Origin of the sequence: Tumidithrix elongata BACA0141, from assembly GCF_036349135.1 — a bacterium.
In the GTDB taxonomy this organism is placed as follows: domain Bacteria; phylum Cyanobacteriota; class Cyanobacteriia; order Pseudanabaenales; family Pseudanabaenaceae; genus Tumidithrix; species Tumidithrix elongata.
Genome location: NZ_JAZBJZ010000061.1, coordinates 1 through 15237 on the forward strand (window position 1 = coordinate 1; position 15237 = coordinate 15237).

The following is a 15237-nucleotide window of genomic DNA, read 5'->3' on the forward strand; positions in this document are numbered from 1 at the left end:
TAGTCACTTAATATTCCTTTACATACTCTATCTTTTTCACGCCTACTTACTTATTTGAATTGGATAGGTTTTACTAAATCGAATCCTTTATCTGATTTTCTTATTTGTTTGGGGTTGTTGTAACCCTTTTGCGTAGCGAATCTAAACGACGTTTGGCAATGTCATTTTTAGGATTTAAAGACAGTGCCTTGTCATAGACTTCGATCGCTTGGGGCAGTAGCTTTTTCTTTTCGTAGGCATGACCCAAATTATTTAACGCAATCACGTAATCGGGCTGACGCTCGATCGCCTCTTTATAATTTTTGATCGACAGATCGAACTGCTGTTGAGCAAAATATGCGTAACCTAGCGCATTATAGATTTCGGGCATATTTTCGCCACCCGCTTTTATGGCTTTTTGCAACTCGCTAATCGATTTGGCATAGAGCTTTTTCTTGAGGTAGACACTGGCTAATTCGTAATAGTCCTGGGCTTCGCCTTTCTCTTTTTCTAACTTGGGTTGCAAGTCAGAAATTACAGATTCTAATTGGCGACCTTTGATAATCTGACGCGCAATTAGCCAAGCCAGTACCCCCAATAATGCAACCAGGGTAGCCAAATAGGCGATCGGTAATATACCTTCCATTTCCATGAAATTTTCTTCTAACTCCGTCAATTACTTACAATCAAGACTATCCTACAAAATCACCTAACGAAAATCACTTAAAGCTTTTAGCAATGGATCGACTTTGCGATCGCAAATCCAGTCTGTTAAAAACTGCGCCGTAATCGGGGCAAACAGAATGCCATTGCGATAATGACCTGTCGCCAGCGATAAATTTTCATAATGACTTGCACCCAAAATAGGAATCTCATTGGGGGCATGGGGGCGAAACCCCCACCAGGTTTCTTGAATCGTCATGTCGGCGATCGCAGGGTAAAGGGCGATCGCTTGGCTGAGCAGGCGATGCATACCCGCCCCTGTGTTGCCGGGGGCAAATTCCACATCTTCCACGGTTGCGCCAATCACAAGCGTGCCATCTTGACGGGGAATGAGATAGGTATTCTTGCCAAAGATTACGGTTTGCAGGCTGCGATTTGGGTCAAATACCGACAACATTTGCCCCTTGCGGGGTGAGATGGGTAAGGGCAGTAACGATCTTGCCCAAGCTCCCGTTGCCAGCAAGTAATGCTCGGCTTTGAGTTTGCCCCGACTAGTCTCTAGGTGCAAAACTCGGTCGCCTTGGGTGACGATGCGATCGACCGAGGTACCTTCTAGAATTTCTACGTCTAGCGATCGCAATGCCAAGATTAAGGCTTTAGCCAGCAAGCGATTATCGACCTGTCCGTCTTCGGGAAGCCACAGAGCCCCTGAGACGCTATCACCCAGACCCGATTGGCGTTTATCTAGATGTACGCGATCGATATATTTGGGATGCTCCTTAACAGTCTCAGCATCAGCATCTGAGCAGGAAATCGGCGATAAAATGCCGCAGCACCAATAGCCACAAGACTGCCCCGTTAGGTGCACGATCTTACGAATCCACTCGGCATAGAGCGATCGGCTGCGAATCCCTAGCTCGCGCAGGTCACCTTCCAACCGCTCTGCTTCTGGGGCTAACATGCCCCCCGCCGCCCAAGTTGCTGCCTGACCGCAGACATCGCGCTCTAGGACAGTTACCGTTAAGCCGCGCTGTCTCAACTCTAGGGCGGTTGCCAACCCAATGACACCACCGCCAATTACCAGTACATCCGCCATCGCAGTTTGTTATTTGTTTAACTTACTCTGCTGTTCTAACCTTTCCATCAAGAGTTGAACGTAGTTTGTAAAGACTTTTCCCGTTCTAAAGGCTTCATCTTCCAGAATTTTTTGATGAAATTCAATTGTGGTCGGCACGCCTGTAATCGCACATTCATACAGAGCCCGCTTCATGCGTAAAATTGCGGAGGGGCGATCGCCTGCCCAGACGATCAGCTTACCGATCAGCGAATCGTAGTACGGCGGAATTTCATAATCGGTATAGACATGGGAATCCATGCGCACGCCGGGACCGCCAGGGGGCAAATAGCCGCTAATTTTGCCAGGGTGAGGACGGAAATTATGTTTGGGATCTTCGGCATTGATGCGGCATTCGATCGCATGTCCGGTCAAAATTACATCTTTTTGGGTTAACCGCAGTCGTTCGCCCATGGCGACGCGCAGTTGCTCGGCAATCAGATCGATGCCCGTAATCATCTCGGTGACAGGATGTTCCACCTGAATGCGGGTGTTCATTTCCATGAAGTAAAATTTGCCGTATTTGTCGAGCAAAAACTCCACCGTACCAACACCAACATAATTAATTGCTTTGGCAGCGTTCACGGCAGCAGCACCCATCTGCGATCGCAACTTGGGGTTGACAGCCGCACTGGGGGCTTCTTCTAGGAGTTTTTGGTGTCGTCGTTGAATCGAACAGTCGCGCTCGCCCAAGTGAATCACATTGCCATAGTTGTCCGCCAAAATCTGAATTTCAATGTGACGGGGTTCTTCGATCACTTTTTCAATGTAGACGCCAGCATTGCCAAAGGCTGCCTCTGCCTCGCCTTGGGCTGCCTTTAACAGGCGAATCAAATCCTCAGGTTGACCGACGAAACGCATCCCTCGACCGCCGCCCCCTGCTGTGGCTTTGATCATGACGGGGTAGCCAATCTTACTGGCGATCTTAATCGCTTGATCCTCAGACTCAATCAGTCCCTCACTGCCAGGAATAGTCGGCACACCTGCCTTTTGCATCGTCTTTTTGGCAGTGGATTTATCTCCCATCGCCTGAATTGCCGCAGGACTGGGACCAACAAAGATTAAGTTGTGATCGGCACAGATTTCCGCAAATCGGGCATTTTCCGATAGAAAACCATAGCCTGGATGAATGGCAGTGGCATTGTGGGTTAATGCTGCCGCAATAATATTGGGGATATTGAGATAGCTCTTGTTACTGGGGGCATCCCCAATACAAACCGCTTCATGGGCAAGTTGAACCGGCAGAGAGTGGCGATCGACAGTTGAATACACTGCGACCGTAGCAATCCCTAACTCCTCACATGTCCTTAAAATCCGAAGGGCGATTTCGCCGCGATTAGCAATTAATAGTTTGGAAATTGGAGCCATTTCAGCATCTACAGATAAACGGTGAATAAAGAATTGGTGCGCGTGCCCATCACTCTTTATCCTTATGAACTGGCTCGTAAAGAAACTCAAACGTATTGTTATCTATGGATATATTTTGGACGCAGATTGCTACATGCCCCAACTGTTTCAGTTCGCTCATAGATAACTGTATAGAGAATTTTTAAACCATTTTTAACGCTTCCATTTTAACTGTTTCGCCACCACTCATTACCTTTTCTTGACAAATCTCGGTAATCCGATGAAAAGCGATCGCTACGGTCTTTTTATTACAGGCATAATCTGAGGGTAGCCCAGGGGCATAGGCCTCGATGACGCGGCTACTGCGCGTACACATCACCATTAAATAGTCACAGGCATCACACTCTGTCCTTACTTGGGCTAATAAGGCATGATGATGCCTTTCAGCCAAAGAACCGCAATTGGGGCATCGCACCGTTTGAATCATAGCCATAGCGTCTAAACCTAAAAAATAATTAATTAAAAGCGTTTATTAAAGTTTTAAATCATCCAATCAAGTGATGAAAATCGATCCCCGAGTACATTGCAAAAAGCATCGACCAAGACAACCCATTTTTAAAACCCTCAACCAAAGTTAATAAAAGATCGTGTAAGTTAAAGGTTTTTTGTTTTTGCTCGAATCTAGAGGTCAACGTATCCTACAAAACAATTTCTAAACCTGTGGTTTATCCTCTTGTCGAATTAACAGTTGCATGACTTTAGTATATGAATTCTACTATAGCCGAAAAACATGGGGATCATTGCCACAAAAGCGATCCCCATGTTAGTTTTGATTAGAAATTATGCAGTCAATTCTTAGTAGCATCAAGCTTTTAACCCTTACTTAAGAAAACATTAAGATGGCTAGGTTGAGACAAATTCTTAACAAGCCTTGTCAAACGTAAGATTTACACATAAATCTTTTTGAAGACAAATTTAGTAATTTAGAGTTTGTGTTACAAAAACTACCAAGCAATTGTTAGGAAAAGTTTAAAGGAACCATAAGAAAAAGTTACATTGAGTTTCAGATATTTTGCCTTTAGAGAAACAAACGAGCGGGTAATCCATGAATTCCCCCTGTATTTATCGCTCTAAATTCATGTTTTGGGGATTTAGTCTACAGATAGAATTTGTGCAAAAAAATTTGCCGCATATAGTATATAAGTAAAATTACTTACCGATCTATAACGGGTTATACAAATTCCAGTAAGAATCGATCTAAGCTACCCAATATTGTTGATGTGCAATTAAGTTGGCAGCAACAGTAGGCTCCATCGGTCGAGAGAATAGGTAGCCTTGTCCAGATTGACATCCTAATTCTGTCAGTAAAAGCTTTTGCGAGGGAGTTTCTATACCCTCAGCAATCACGTCGATCGCTAGATTTAAGCCAAGATTGATAATTGCCCTAACAATTTCGTAGTTGCCGCTTTCTCGATCCATGCTGCTGATAAAGGAGCGATCGATCTTGAGCGTATCGACGGGAAATTGATGCAGATAGCTCAGGGATGAATAACCCGTACCAAAATCATCTAGGCAAACACAGATTTGGCGATCGCGTAGCTGTTGGAGAGCGATCTTGGCTAGCTCGGGTTTTTTGATGATCGCAGTTTCAGTGACTTCGATTTTTAGAGAATTGCCCCGTACAGAGGTAATTTGCAAAATTTGATCGATTTGCTCGATTAAACTCGGCTGAGAAAACTGCCGCGCTGACAAATTTACACTCATGACCAAGGGCGGTAGGCTTGAAAATTGCTGTTGCCAACGCTTTAACTGTTGGCAAGCTTGCAGGAGTACCCAGCGATCGATGCCTGTGATTAAGCCTGTTTCTTCAGCGATCGGAATAAACTCTGATGGAGAAAGCAATCCGCGAATGGGGTGTTGCCACCGCACCAATGCCTCAAATCCTTGCAAAGCTCCTGAAGTCAATGCCACAATTGGTTGATAGTAAACCACAAGCTCTTGACGCTCGATTGCCCGCCGCAATTCATTTTCTACCTTGAGCCGATCGAGCGCGTGGGTATACATCGAAGTCGCAAAGATTTCGTATCGCGCTCTGCCATGCTCTTTGGCTTTATACATGGCTGTGTCGGCATTACGCAGCAGATGTTCGGGTCTGATCGTGTCTTTGGCTGTCATGGCAATCCCAATACTGACGGAAACAAATACTTCATGCCCATCTAAAAGCATGGGCAGCGTCAGTTCTTGGTGGATGCGATCTGAAATTTGAATCGCCGTATCAATACCTGTAACGTCTTCTAAAAGAATGCCAAACTCGTCGCCACTGAGACGGGCAATCGTATCGCCGATGCGGATGCAATTTTCTAAGCGTCGGGCAATTTTACACAAAAGCTGATCGCCCGCCAAATGCCCCAAACTATCGTTGACGATCTTAAAGCGATCGATATCCAAACATAAAACTGCCAGAGGACACTGTTCTTGCCTTTGCGATCGCCCTAGAGCATGTTCTAAGCGATCTAAAAATAAGGCGCGATTGGGCAGACCCGTTAAGCGATCGTAAAAGGCATTGACGCGCAGTTGTTTTTCAGCATGAATGCGCGGGCTGACATCGACGGCAACGCCCCAAGACATCCAATGGGGAATGGGGAATTTCTCCGAGATATTTGACCATGAGAGGGTTTTTACCGTGCCATCTTTGCAAGTCGTTTCCCATTCCCACTCGCGGTAGTTGTTTCCCCTTTCTGCCCATGCTGCGAGCAACTGTTGGCGATAGATCGGATCGGGATAAAGCAAGGCAAAGGCTTCAGGATTATCGACAATCTCAGCAGCGCTAAAGCCTGTTACTCTCTCGCACTCTTGATTCCAGGTACTAATATTACCTGAGGTATTGATAGCTGACATCATTACAGGCATATTCTCGATCGCACTACGGAAACGTTCCTCACTTTGGCGCAGTTCATGCTCGATCCGCTTCCGTTCTGCCAATTCTGCTTGGGCACTGTTGTAGAGTTCTGACTGATGTAGGGCGATCGCGCATTGATCGGCAACGGATTTGACCAGCGAAATTTCATCCTCTGTCCATTGCCGTTGGCGATCGCTTTGGTGTAGCGCGATCCCACCAATATACGTTTGCTGATACAGCAAAGGAACGATCAGGAGAGAGCGAATGGCAAGTTGTGCGCTTGTTTGTTGCAATATTTGGGGCAAATCGTTTGAAATCTCTGCCAAGACTACGATTTCACCGTTAGCAAGCCGATCTTGAAAATGCGCGCAAAACGGACATTCTATATTGAGCAAGCTCAGGCGATCGACCGTTGCCTGACTCAGGTAACTCACATGGGTGCGCTGATTTGCATCGGCTAAAAAAATAAAGCTGCGATCGACACTTAAAGCAGCATGCAATCGATCGACTGTGATTTGCAAAATTTCATCTAAAATCAATGTCCCCCGCATGGCTTGGACAATACGGCTTAGCAAAGCTTCTCGCAGGATTTGCTGTTGAATTTTATGAGTAGTTGCTTGTTGCTGGCGACGCAAGGCAAATTCTTTCAAACCGCGCTCTAAAACACTGGGAAGGCGAAACAGCCGATCTTTTAACACATAATCAGTTACCCCAGCTTTGATCGAGGCAACGGCTGCCTCTTCGCCCAAAGTTCCAGTTACTAAGATGAAGGGAATATCTTGTTTTGACTGTTTGAGGGCGGTCAAGACAGCGATCGCATTAAACTGCGGTAATCGGTAATCAGACAAAACCACATCATAGCAATTGGTCAGAAGCAGTTGTTGGCATTTAGCCAAGGTATCGGCATTATCGTAAGTAAAGCTTATGCCTGCTGATTCCAAGGTAAGCAGCATCAGCTCTAGGTCTTCTGAAACATGCTCTACAATTAACAGCCGCAAAGCCTCAGACGGCTTTACCTCTGGTGCTAAAGGTTCCCCAAAAAGCTGCTGTAACATAATGCTTTCAACTAACTACAAGACAACAGACGCAGGCACGATCGATGAAGAGTTTGAGCAAAGTTTTGCTCTTACCGCGAATTAAGTAACAGTATGTTTAGAAATCTCTTGTTAAGCTAGAAAACTAGTAAAAAAACACTTTTAAACTTGTTTTTACCCCTTAAACAATTTACGATCGTTCAGTACAAACACTATGTGACTTAAGATACGTTTCTCTAGAAAGAATCCTGCGAATTGAACTGAAGGTAAAAGCAAGCACCGCGATCGGGTTCGCTCTCTGCCCATATCTTGCCTTGATGGCGGGTGATAATGCGATGGACTAAAGCCAATCCGATTCCAGTTCCTTCAAACGCTTGCTCGGAATGCAACCTTTGAAATGCACCAAATAATCGATCTGCATATTGCATCTCAAAACCTACGCCATTGTCACGAATGAAAACTGTACGATCGGGCAGCATGCCAACCTCAATTTTGGCTGGGTAGCGATCGCGACTAAATTTCACGGCATTATCGATCAGATTGCAAAATACCTGCTGCAACAAAACCCGATCGCCTTGAATTGTTGGTAGCTCCCCAATCGTAAATTCAACATTCTGCACAGAATTCTGTGCAGATTTGGTATGCGGAATCTCGATCAGTGCGATCGCGAGATCGACCAGTTGCCGCAAATCCACAGGATTGAAATGGATGGGATGTCGGTTCCATTGGGACAGCATTAATAAGCGATCGATCAACTCACCCATTTTTTCGCTGCTTTTTTGGATGACATCTAAGTAATGTGCAACTTTAGGTTCTTCGATCGCCGCAGTGTCTTCTAGCTTTTGTTTGAGTGCTGTAATAAATCCTTGAATATGTCGTAAAGGAGCGCTTAAATCGTGGGAAACCGAATAGGAAAAGGCATCAAGTTCTCGATTTACCGCCTCTAGTTCGGCTGTGCGCAGTGCCACGCGCTGCTCTAGTTCGCGATTGAGTTGACGTTGATATTCTAAGTTGGCTTCCTCTAGTTGGCGAATGCGGTTTTGAGTCCGTCGGTGAAGAAAAACAGCCCAAATTGCGAATAGACCACTAGAGACAAGGAATGTCCCTGCGATCGCGACGAAGTAAGCTACAAATGAGGCATTCATTCCGTACTTGAGCTTTCTGTTATTTTTATGTGATTTTCAAGAGCAAGAAACTAGGGATTGCAATATTCTAGGATTCTAACTTGAATAAGAAAGCTTTTATAGTCTAAATCCGCAAAAACTAGCGTAAAGAGAACTTTTGTTTGAGATTCTGCCAAAAACCACCACTTTGCTCCTCATTTTTGTCATTCTGAGATTTTTGTGGCTCAATTAAGGGGTATTTGAAATCTAGCAAAAGCACAATTCGGGTGCGATCGCCGCGATTCCAAGCTTCATGCTCGGTGGTGTCGTCAAATACTAAACATTTGCCCTCTGTCCAGTGCTCGGTGCGATCGCCTACACGCAACCCACAACCATCACCACAGCCCATCAGTCCTAAATGACAACGCAAGACGCCATCGGGATAGCCCGTGTGCGGTGCGATATGGGTACCGGGTACTAAAGAGGAAAATCCCGCTGTCACCATGCCGGGGATTGTCTCAACCAGTTTGGTGGTCTCAGGGCATAAAGCGCAGTTTTTACCCAATTTCATCCCAAAAGCATAGAGTCCGAACACGTCCCAGCCTTTTCCATAAAGATGCTTTTCGGGCCATTCGATAAAATCACGCTGGTTGACCTGCTCTATCTCTTGTCTAATCGTTTGCCAATTGGCTTCTAGGGCAGACACAAATTCAAAGTCGGCTGGATTATGAAACACGGGTGATGTAGATGCTTATATTCAAGATTGAGAACGAATTTATTACCGAAAGCAACGAAACAATTGAGATTTCGGGTTAAGAAAACTATACAGCTATATAGTTATAGGGAATTCACGACTCCTATCCATGAAGACATACTAGTTCTACAAATTGGAATCAGCGAAATAGTCTCAGCAGAATTATTCTAAGTCCACTTGACACACCCAATCGACAAAAGATTGCTAAAAAGTGTAATAATTTTTAACAGAATAGCCGATCGAAAACGAATGTTGACAAAGTTATGGATACTCAAATAACCAGTTCAGAGGCAGACTCAGAGCTAAATCTAGATGCAGATCGCGCCGCTAACACAGAAACTACAGCACCTGTTACGACCCCAGCGATCGAGCCCTCGCACCTTTATGAGTGTAAATCTTGTGGCTATGTTTACGAACCTGCTTCAGGCGATCAAAAACGGGGGATTTCTGCTGGCACTCCCTTTGAACAGTTACCTAAGGACTGGCGATGCCCTGTCTGTACGGCGCGCAAAGATAAATTTTCCGATATTGGCTTACCCAATAAGCCATCAGGATTTAGCGAAAACCTTGGCTATGGGCTTGGGGTTAACGTGATGACGCCAGCGCAAAAGAATTTGTTGATTTTTGGCGCTTTAGCCTTAGCTTTCATTTTCTTTATGAGTTTGTATGCACTGGATTAATCATTTCAATTAATTTCAATTAAAAAGCTCAATTCAAAAATTTTCATAACTTGTCGATCGCTTTTGATAGCTTAGTAAAGGTCTGTTTTTTAGTTATTTTTAGGAATTTCCTGGTGAACAAAAAGATAAAGCGCGTATTTGCATTCCTACTTGCGTGCGTAGTGCTGTTTTGCGTGAGTGTAACTGCAACTGTAAGTACAGGCGTAGAGGCAGTAGCCGCATCTGAGTCAGGTACGTGGCAGCAAGTAGAACTGCCCACTAAATCAACATTGCTCGATATGACCTTTAGCAATACCGATCCCAACCATGGTTGGCTCGTTGGTACAGATGCCACCTTGCTAGAGACGCACGATGCAGGAAAAACTTGGCAGCCCCAAAAATTAGATTTAGGTGATAATGCCTATCGGTTTGTGTCTGTTAGCTTTACAGGGAATGAAGGTTGGATTGCGGGAAAACCAGCATTGCTCTTACATACAGAAGATGGCGGGCAATCGTGGTCGCGCATTGGGTTGAGTTCCAAGCTACCCGGTGAACCCACCTTGGTAAAAGCCCTAGCGCCTAAATCAGCAGAAATGGCTACAGATATCGGTGCAATCTATCGCACCGATGATAGCGGACAAAACTGGAAAGCACTGGTAACTCAGGCAGTGGGGGCGGTGCGGAACCTCTATCGTAATGATGACGGTAGATATATTGCAGTTTCAGCCAAGGGCAACTTTTACTCAACTTGGTCGCCCGGCGAACAGGCTTGGACGCAGCATAACCGTAATAGCTCTCGACGAGTTCAAAATATGGGCTATGCCCCCGACGGACGCACATGGATGCTGAATCGGGGAGGCGTGATGCAGTTTAGCGAGGTTGGCACGCTAGAAAAATGGCAAAAGGCATTAGCTCCAAAAGCTGCAAATGGTCTAGGGTTACTCGATTTGGTCTACCAAGATGAGGAAAATATTTGGGTAACAGGGGGTAGTTCCAGATTGCTGCACAGCCAAGACCAAGGCAAGACATGGCAGAGGGACGAATCTACCAAAAACATTGGCGCTAACTTTTATCGTATCTATTTCTTTGGACGCGATCGCGGGTTTATCTTGGGGCAAGACGGCACATTACTAGCCTATTCTCAGCCTTAATGGATTCTTGACGAATCTTTGATGAATTACCGAGGATTGGCAGAGTAACTATTGAGAATTTCTCTGCCTCTTCGGGTTAAGGTTTCAGAACCTTCAAGCATGAGTAGGTATTGACCTTGACGCAGGCAATTGCGACAGGCGATCGAGGTACTGCTCTTAAAAAAGAGTCCGTAAATACTGCCTATAAGAATTCCGAGTAAACCACCAACGATCCCCGAAGCGATCGCCACCGCTAGCAGTGACTGAAACCAATTCAGCTCGGGTATGCGGATATTGATCGCCAGTTGAATGCCAATGCCAATAAAAGCAGTGGCAGCCGCAAGGATAATCATCCCTAATTTGGCATATCGCCAAGCCATGCGTTTGGGTTCGATTAGTCCCACGCTATCGGGGCTGCTATAGCCTTTGCCGACAAGGGCAAGATTTTCGGGCGAAATTCCATGACTTTGCAGAAAACGATAAGCCTCAAATGCTGCTGTTTCATTGGGTAGAACAACAATCATTAACCGAGAATTTCTGGCGCGAGTTGAGGTCACAGGGAATGCCTAATTTTGACTTTTAGTAAGAAACTAGGAGTTACGAAACTAGTCTCTTTAAATTCTACAAAACTTATCGAAGAAAAATCGTTACTGTTTAGTATTGTTTAGGATTTGATGATTTTCTGTTTATTCCAATTTTGCGATCGCCACGCGATCGACCAGTATTTTTTCCGTCAATAGATCTTTGACCGTCGCCAGCAAAATTCGCTGTTCGTTTACCTCAAATTCTACGCTGATTCTATCCATACCCGTTTGTCCGGGCGGATCGAGGTGAGCGACACAGATGTCTGTTTGGGCTTGCCCCTTTGATTTTGCTAGATCGGCAAGCGATCGGAAATCGGATTGCTTGTGGATCAAGCTACTAGTCATCCTACCCTTGGCATCATAGGTAACTTCAGCTTGGGTCGTGTCGGCAACCTCGCCAATATCGAGGCGAATCTCCCGTTGTCCCTCGGTTGCTACCTGTAGGGTTAAGGGTTCTAATCGTTGACAGGGATATTTAGTCCCTTTCTCAAACAAAGTAAAAAACGAATATTGACGTACATAGGGTTCCCACAGCCGAATGGCGTACCCATGCCGCAGATAGTCATCCACGGTGATAGCTTGACCCAGCAGCAAAGCTCCATGCGCCACCGCCTCAAAGGTTTTGTCTAACTTGACTTTGGTTCGCCCAAAATAAGAAACCACCAACTGTTGTACCGCAGGTAGCAGACAACTTCCGCCCACCAAAAGCACCTGTTCGATCGCTGCCTTGTTGATGCCTTTATTGAGAGCGATCGCCAAAACCTCATCGATTGCCTGTCGCAGTTGTTCTAGAAGCTGATGCGATTCTAAAATCTCTGCTAGTTGGTCTCGATGGAGGCTGAGTTCGTAGGCAATAAAGTTTTCATCATCAAACCAACTCTCCTTCGCTTCATCCACTTGGGAAAGCTGAACCTTAATTCGTTCCGCAAGTTCCAATAGATTGAGCCAGCCGATTTCGCCAATCGTGTTTCGGGATTCTCCACGCGATCGCAACCAGTATTCAGCAATCCAAGTATCCACATCAATACCGCCAATGAAGGCATCGGACTTCGCCAGTACCTCAGCTTTGATCGCGGGCTTTAAGGAATTCGGCGCGACCGTGCGAACCAGGCTGATATCGAGTGTGCCGCCGCCAAAGTCAATCACCAAGACGACTGCTCCCATTTTCTGCACGGCATACCCCAGTGCCGCCGCCGTAGACTCATCGACAATTTTCATGGGCGGAAGGATAAGCCGCTTTGCCAAGTCGCGAAACCAATCGACATAGGACTCAAATGCGCCCACTGGCACTGTGAAAATCAGTTGCGTCGGCTGAATTCTTTGCAGCGCTAGCTGTTGCCAAAGGGAGGTGATAAAAATATCGGCGATCGCTTCGGCATCGTAGGGCACGCCGTCGATCGAACGCGAGGGTGGGCGGAAGTCCGCTGCCATATCCCGTTTAAAGGCCTGAAAAAATCTGTGGGGTTGGGCAAATCCTAACCGTTGCGATCGCACCTGTTCGCCAAAAACATAGGAATCTGGACTTTGCACGAATACGAGACTCGGCACGACATACACCTGTCCTTGGGGTGACTCAAAGCAGCGCGATATCTGGGGAAACCGCACGGTTCTGGGGGTATTCGTGACAGGATCGAAGGTGGCGATCGCCGTATTACTCGTTCCAAAATCAATGGCAACAACGGTCATGACGATGCACCTGTAGCGATCGCAGGTAAGGTGCGGCTGACTTTGGCGGGAACTAGAATCTGTTCCACCACATTACCACTCAGATCGGGAACTTGATAGCCAATAAATCGAATATACACGGGTTCTCCAGGGGTCAGATCGGGGCGATCGCCCTGATGGTGTTGGGGATTAAAAGGAACCTGTTGCCAAGGTTCGCCAATCGGGATATATCCCCAGTTTTGCATGAGATTATCGAGAGGAGTAAACAAGGCGATGAGATTTTGGGCGGGTAGATTGGGGTTGCTGCGAATCATTTGCTGCACGCTTCGATATTGCGTTAACAAAGACTGCAAAAGCCGAAACGTATTTTGCTGATGGTCGCGTTGGAGGCGATCGCTTTGCGTTTCTAATTCTTGCCTAAGTCTAAGACACTCTTGGGTAAGCGCTGCGATCTGATCTGGATCTGCTGTTTCTTTGGGAACTGTTTTTGGGGCGGGTTTAGAATTTTTCTGGGATTTCTTTAGGGGGGATTCGATAAAACGATAGCCGCAAGTTTTACAGCGATAGCGCTGTCGATCGCGATACCACCCATTTTTAATAATCTCTGTAGCCGCGCAAGTAGGACATTTCATCGTTGAGATATTGCGATCGCTGGTTAATCTGTATAGAACCCATTTAGTATTTTAGTCAAGCTGCCGCCATGCGCTTCGGCATTAGCCAGAGTTTTGTCAAAGTTCTTGACTGGGCAGTGTAGATTTATTTGATGCGTTGCATTTTATACATGTATCCTACGCTCTCCAGAGATTCTTAAATACATCCATCACATAATCGACTATAAGCATATCGATAGTTTTCATCTCATTGAGTGTGCTTTTGCAATAAATTGATTACATCTTCAATGGTATAAACCTTACTCCATTCTTGAGTTGGGACTTTCAAAGACAATTTCAATTCAAGTTCTGGAATAAATACAAAACTTAGATCGTCTCCATCTATTTTTAGATCCTTAATGAGGCGATCTGATAACTTTATTGCTTCAAAAGGAATATCTGATAAATCTTCCGCCAGTTTTTTTACAATCTCTTCTATCGATAATTCGTTTGCATTTGTCATATACCAGTTAGGATGCGTTATACCAGTTTGACTGAGGATCTCTACAGATAGGCATGTAGCGAGTTTGGAGTTTTCGAGGGCGATCGCTTCTTGAAAATGGCGCTCCATCAGAAATCGCGAGGGGATATCTTGAATTCTCCCTGCTTTTTCTAGATTGGGCTGCAAATCTCAACTAGAATTCCATCGCGATCGCGCACATAGGCAACCGTTTGTCCCCAAGGTTTGACCTTTGGCTCGGCAACGGCGATCGCACCCGCTTCTACAGCGATCGTAAACGCAGTAGGAACATCTTCGGTGACTAAGCCAATTTCAATGCCCGCAGGTAAGCTAGACAAGTTATTTTCTTGAAACCCTGAGGGAAGATTGGACTTCGCTAATTTGTTGGCGGCAAAAGAAAGGGTGGTATTCCCCGTTTCCATCTCGGCGTATTGACCGCTTTCATCGACAAATCGCCTTGTCAATCCAAAGGCTCGTTCGTAAAATGCCACCGACTCCGCAACGTCTTTGACATACAGGATCGTATAACCGAGTTTCATAATTTTCTTTCCTTAAAAGTTTTGGGTAGCAAGCGATCGCACGATCAAGGTTATTTTTAAACAGGTAAAAACTCGTCATTCATGATCTCTGTGAATAAGTCATAGGGACATTCTGCTGGGAATGTGGCGATCGGTAAGCCAGTCTCGGCTTTTGCTTGTTTTAATGACTCGGCATAGCACTCAGGCAAGATACTGGTCAGATAAGGCTTGAGGCTAGGAGATTCTTGTAAAGATTTTTTGATGCGTCGGCGGTGTTCGATCGCGCTGCTTTCCCAACTTCCACTTCTGCGTTCGGGTTGGTATTGCCATTTGAGTAAATGCAAAAGAATCACGATTAAATTACTTTCTAGGCTTCTGCGTTCGCTCTTCCCCATATCTCGAATCTCTTCAACCAAATTTTCCCAATCTATATGCTTATAGTCTTGATTCTGTAATTTCTCTAGGGTTGACTCGATCCATTGCAGATAGTCAGTGTTGTACAGCGTTAGATGATGGGGTTTTACAAGAGTCATAACCGTACTCCATGTGCGATAGGTATAGCTTACCAAAGGTATTCGGTAAGGTGAGATTGCCTGCTCAAAATTGCGTCCTATGTTTTGTTGTAAGCTGATGTTTGATTAAATAAAATCTTTAAAATCTATAACGAAAAGTCTATAA

At 45.5% G+C, this 15237-nt stretch carries 15 protein-coding genes; 2 read left to right on the top strand and 13 right to left on the bottom strand.

Annotated elements, in window-relative coordinates:
• Positions 1-100: 100 nt before the first annotated feature.
• The 7 genes from V2H45_RS14875 to V2H45_RS14905 all read right to left on the bottom strand — a co-directional run bounded on the left by V2H45_RS14875 (position 101) and on the right by V2H45_RS14905 (position 8875).
• Positions 101-625 carry a tetratricopeptide repeat protein gene (locus V2H45_RS14875; protein ID WP_408648797.1) on the bottom strand — a complete coding sequence of 175 codons (525 nt, stop codon included), beginning with the start codon at positions 623-625 and terminating at the stop codon, positions 101-103.
• Between the two features lie 63 nt (positions 626-688).
• Positions 689-1738 (bottom strand): glycine oxidase ThiO, encoded by a 1050-nt coding sequence (thiO, locus tag V2H45_RS14880; protein ID WP_330484438.1) that lies wholly within the window; start codon positions 1736-1738, stop codon positions 689-691.
• A 9-nt stretch (positions 1739-1747) separates the two neighbouring features.
• Positions 1748-3124 carry an acetyl-CoA carboxylase biotin carboxylase subunit gene (gene accC / locus V2H45_RS14885; protein ID WP_330484439.1) on the bottom strand — a complete coding sequence of 459 codons (1377 nt, stop codon included), beginning with the start codon at positions 3122-3124 and terminating at the stop codon, positions 1748-1750.
• 181 nt (positions 3125-3305) lie between these two features.
• On the bottom strand, positions 3306-3596 hold the full coding sequence (locus tag V2H45_RS14890) for a hypothetical protein (RefSeq protein ID WP_330484440.1): 291 nt from the start codon (positions 3594-3596) through the stop codon (positions 3306-3308).
• A gap of 764 nt (positions 3597-4360) precedes the next feature.
• The gene (locus V2H45_RS14895; RefSeq protein ID WP_330484441.1) at positions 4361-7057 is read right to left on the bottom strand and encodes an EAL domain-containing protein; all 2697 of its coding nucleotides are present in this window, start codon (positions 7055-7057) and stop codon (positions 4361-4363) included.
• A 215-nt stretch (positions 7058-7272) separates the two neighbouring features.
• Entirely contained in the window at positions 7273-8181 is a 909-nt protein-coding gene (locus V2H45_RS14900; protein ID WP_330484442.1) for a sensor histidine kinase, read from the bottom strand.
• 118 nt (positions 8182-8299) lie between these two features.
• Positions 8300-8875, bottom strand: coding sequence for an aspartyl/asparaginyl beta-hydroxylase domain-containing protein (locus V2H45_RS14905; protein WP_330484443.1), 576 nt, complete (start codon positions 8873-8875; stop codon positions 8300-8302).
• A gap of 281 nt (positions 8876-9156) precedes the next feature.
• Here V2H45_RS14905 and V2H45_RS14910 point away from each other — a divergent pair, with 281 nt between their 5' ends.
• Together V2H45_RS14910 and V2H45_RS14915 are read left to right on the top strand one after the other, a co-directional pair.
• Positions 9157-9573, top strand: a complete 417-nt coding sequence (locus V2H45_RS14910; protein WP_330484444.1) for a rubredoxin — start codon at positions 9157-9159, stop codon at positions 9571-9573.
• A 113-nt stretch (positions 9574-9686) separates the two neighbouring features.
• On the top strand, positions 9687-10703 hold the full coding sequence (locus V2H45_RS14915; protein ID WP_408648796.1) for a photosynthesis system II assembly factor Ycf48: 1017 nt from the start codon (positions 9687-9689) through the stop codon (positions 10701-10703).
• Positions 10704-10729: 26 nt separating this feature from the next.
• Here the strand turns inward: V2H45_RS14915 and V2H45_RS14920 are convergent, their stop codons facing one another.
• The 6 genes from V2H45_RS14920 to V2H45_RS14945 form a co-directional block, all read right to left on the bottom strand.
• The gene (locus V2H45_RS14920; protein ID WP_330484445.1) at positions 10730-11239 is read right to left on the bottom strand and encodes a hypothetical protein; all 510 of its coding nucleotides are present in this window, start codon (positions 11237-11239) and stop codon (positions 10730-10732) included.
• 129 nt (positions 11240-11368) lie between these two features.
• Positions 11369-12952, bottom strand: coding sequence for an Hsp70 family protein (locus V2H45_RS14925; protein ID WP_330484446.1), 1584 nt, complete (start codon positions 12950-12952; stop codon positions 11369-11371).
• On the bottom strand, positions 12949-13563 hold the full coding sequence (locus V2H45_RS14930; protein WP_330484447.1) for an IS1/IS1595 family N-terminal zinc-binding domain-containing protein: 615 nt from the start codon (positions 13561-13563) through the stop codon (positions 12949-12951). Before V2H45_RS14930 ends, V2H45_RS14925 begins: the two co-directional genes overlap by 4 nt.
• Positions 13564-13789: 226 nt before the next feature.
• A complete protein-coding gene (locus V2H45_RS14935; protein WP_330484448.1) occupies positions 13790-14152 on the bottom strand; it encodes an acyl carrier protein in 363 nt (120 codons plus the stop codon).
• Between the two features lie 41 nt (positions 14153-14193).
• Positions 14194-14580 carry a VOC family protein gene (locus V2H45_RS14940; protein WP_330484449.1) on the bottom strand — a complete coding sequence of 129 codons (387 nt, stop codon included), beginning with the start codon at positions 14578-14580 and terminating at the stop codon, positions 14194-14196.
• A 56-nt stretch (positions 14581-14636) separates the two neighbouring features.
• The gene (locus V2H45_RS14945) at positions 14637-15092 is read right to left on the bottom strand and encodes a DUF29 domain-containing protein (RefSeq protein ID WP_330484450.1); all 456 of its coding nucleotides are present in this window, start codon (positions 15090-15092) and stop codon (positions 14637-14639) included.
• Positions 15093-15237 lie beyond the last annotated feature (145 nt).

Bases quoted from the DNA above. Each gene is read 5' to 3' on its own strand.
- V2H45_RS14900 (WP_330484442.1), bottom strand. From the start codon at position 8,181: ATGAATGCCTCATTTGTAGCTTACTTCGTCGCGATCGCAGGGACATTC.
- V2H45_RS14925 (WP_330484446.1), bottom strand. From the start codon at position 12,952: ATGACCGTTGTTGCCATTGATTTTGGAACGAGTAATACGGCGATCGCC.
- V2H45_RS14895 (WP_330484441.1), bottom strand. From the start codon at position 7,057: ATGTTACAGCAGCTTTTTGGGGAACCTTTAGCACCAGAGGTAAAGCCG.
- V2H45_RS14910 (WP_330484444.1), top strand. From the start codon at position 9,157: ATGGATACTCAAATAACCAGTTCAGAGGCAGACTCAGAGCTAAATCTA.
- V2H45_RS14930 (WP_330484447.1), bottom strand. From the start codon at position 13,563: ATGAAATGTCCTACTTGCGCGGCTACAGAGATTATTAAAAATGGGTGG.
- thiO (WP_330484438.1), bottom strand. From the start codon at position 1,738: ATGGCGGATGTACTGGTAATTGGCGGTGGTGTCATTGGGTTGGCAACC.
- V2H45_RS14945 (WP_330484450.1), bottom strand. From the start codon at position 15,092: ATGACTCTTGTAAAACCCCATCATCTAACGCTGTACAACACTGACTAT.
- accC (WP_330484439.1), bottom strand. From the start codon at position 3,124: ATGGCTCCAATTTCCAAACTATTAATTGCTAATCGCGGCGAAATCGCC.
- V2H45_RS14890 (WP_330484440.1), bottom strand. From the start codon at position 3,596: ATGGCTATGATTCAAACGGTGCGATGCCCCAATTGCGGTTCTTTGGCT.
- V2H45_RS14935 (WP_330484448.1), bottom strand. From the start codon at position 14,152: ATGGAGCGCCATTTTCAAGAAGCGATCGCCCTCGAAAACTCCAAACTC.
- V2H45_RS14940 (WP_330484449.1), bottom strand. From the start codon at position 14,580: ATGAAACTCGGTTATACGATCCTGTATGTCAAAGACGTTGCGGAGTCG.
- V2H45_RS14875 (WP_408648797.1), bottom strand. From the start codon at position 625: ATGGAAGGTATATTACCGATCGCCTATTTGGCTACCCTGGTTGCATTA.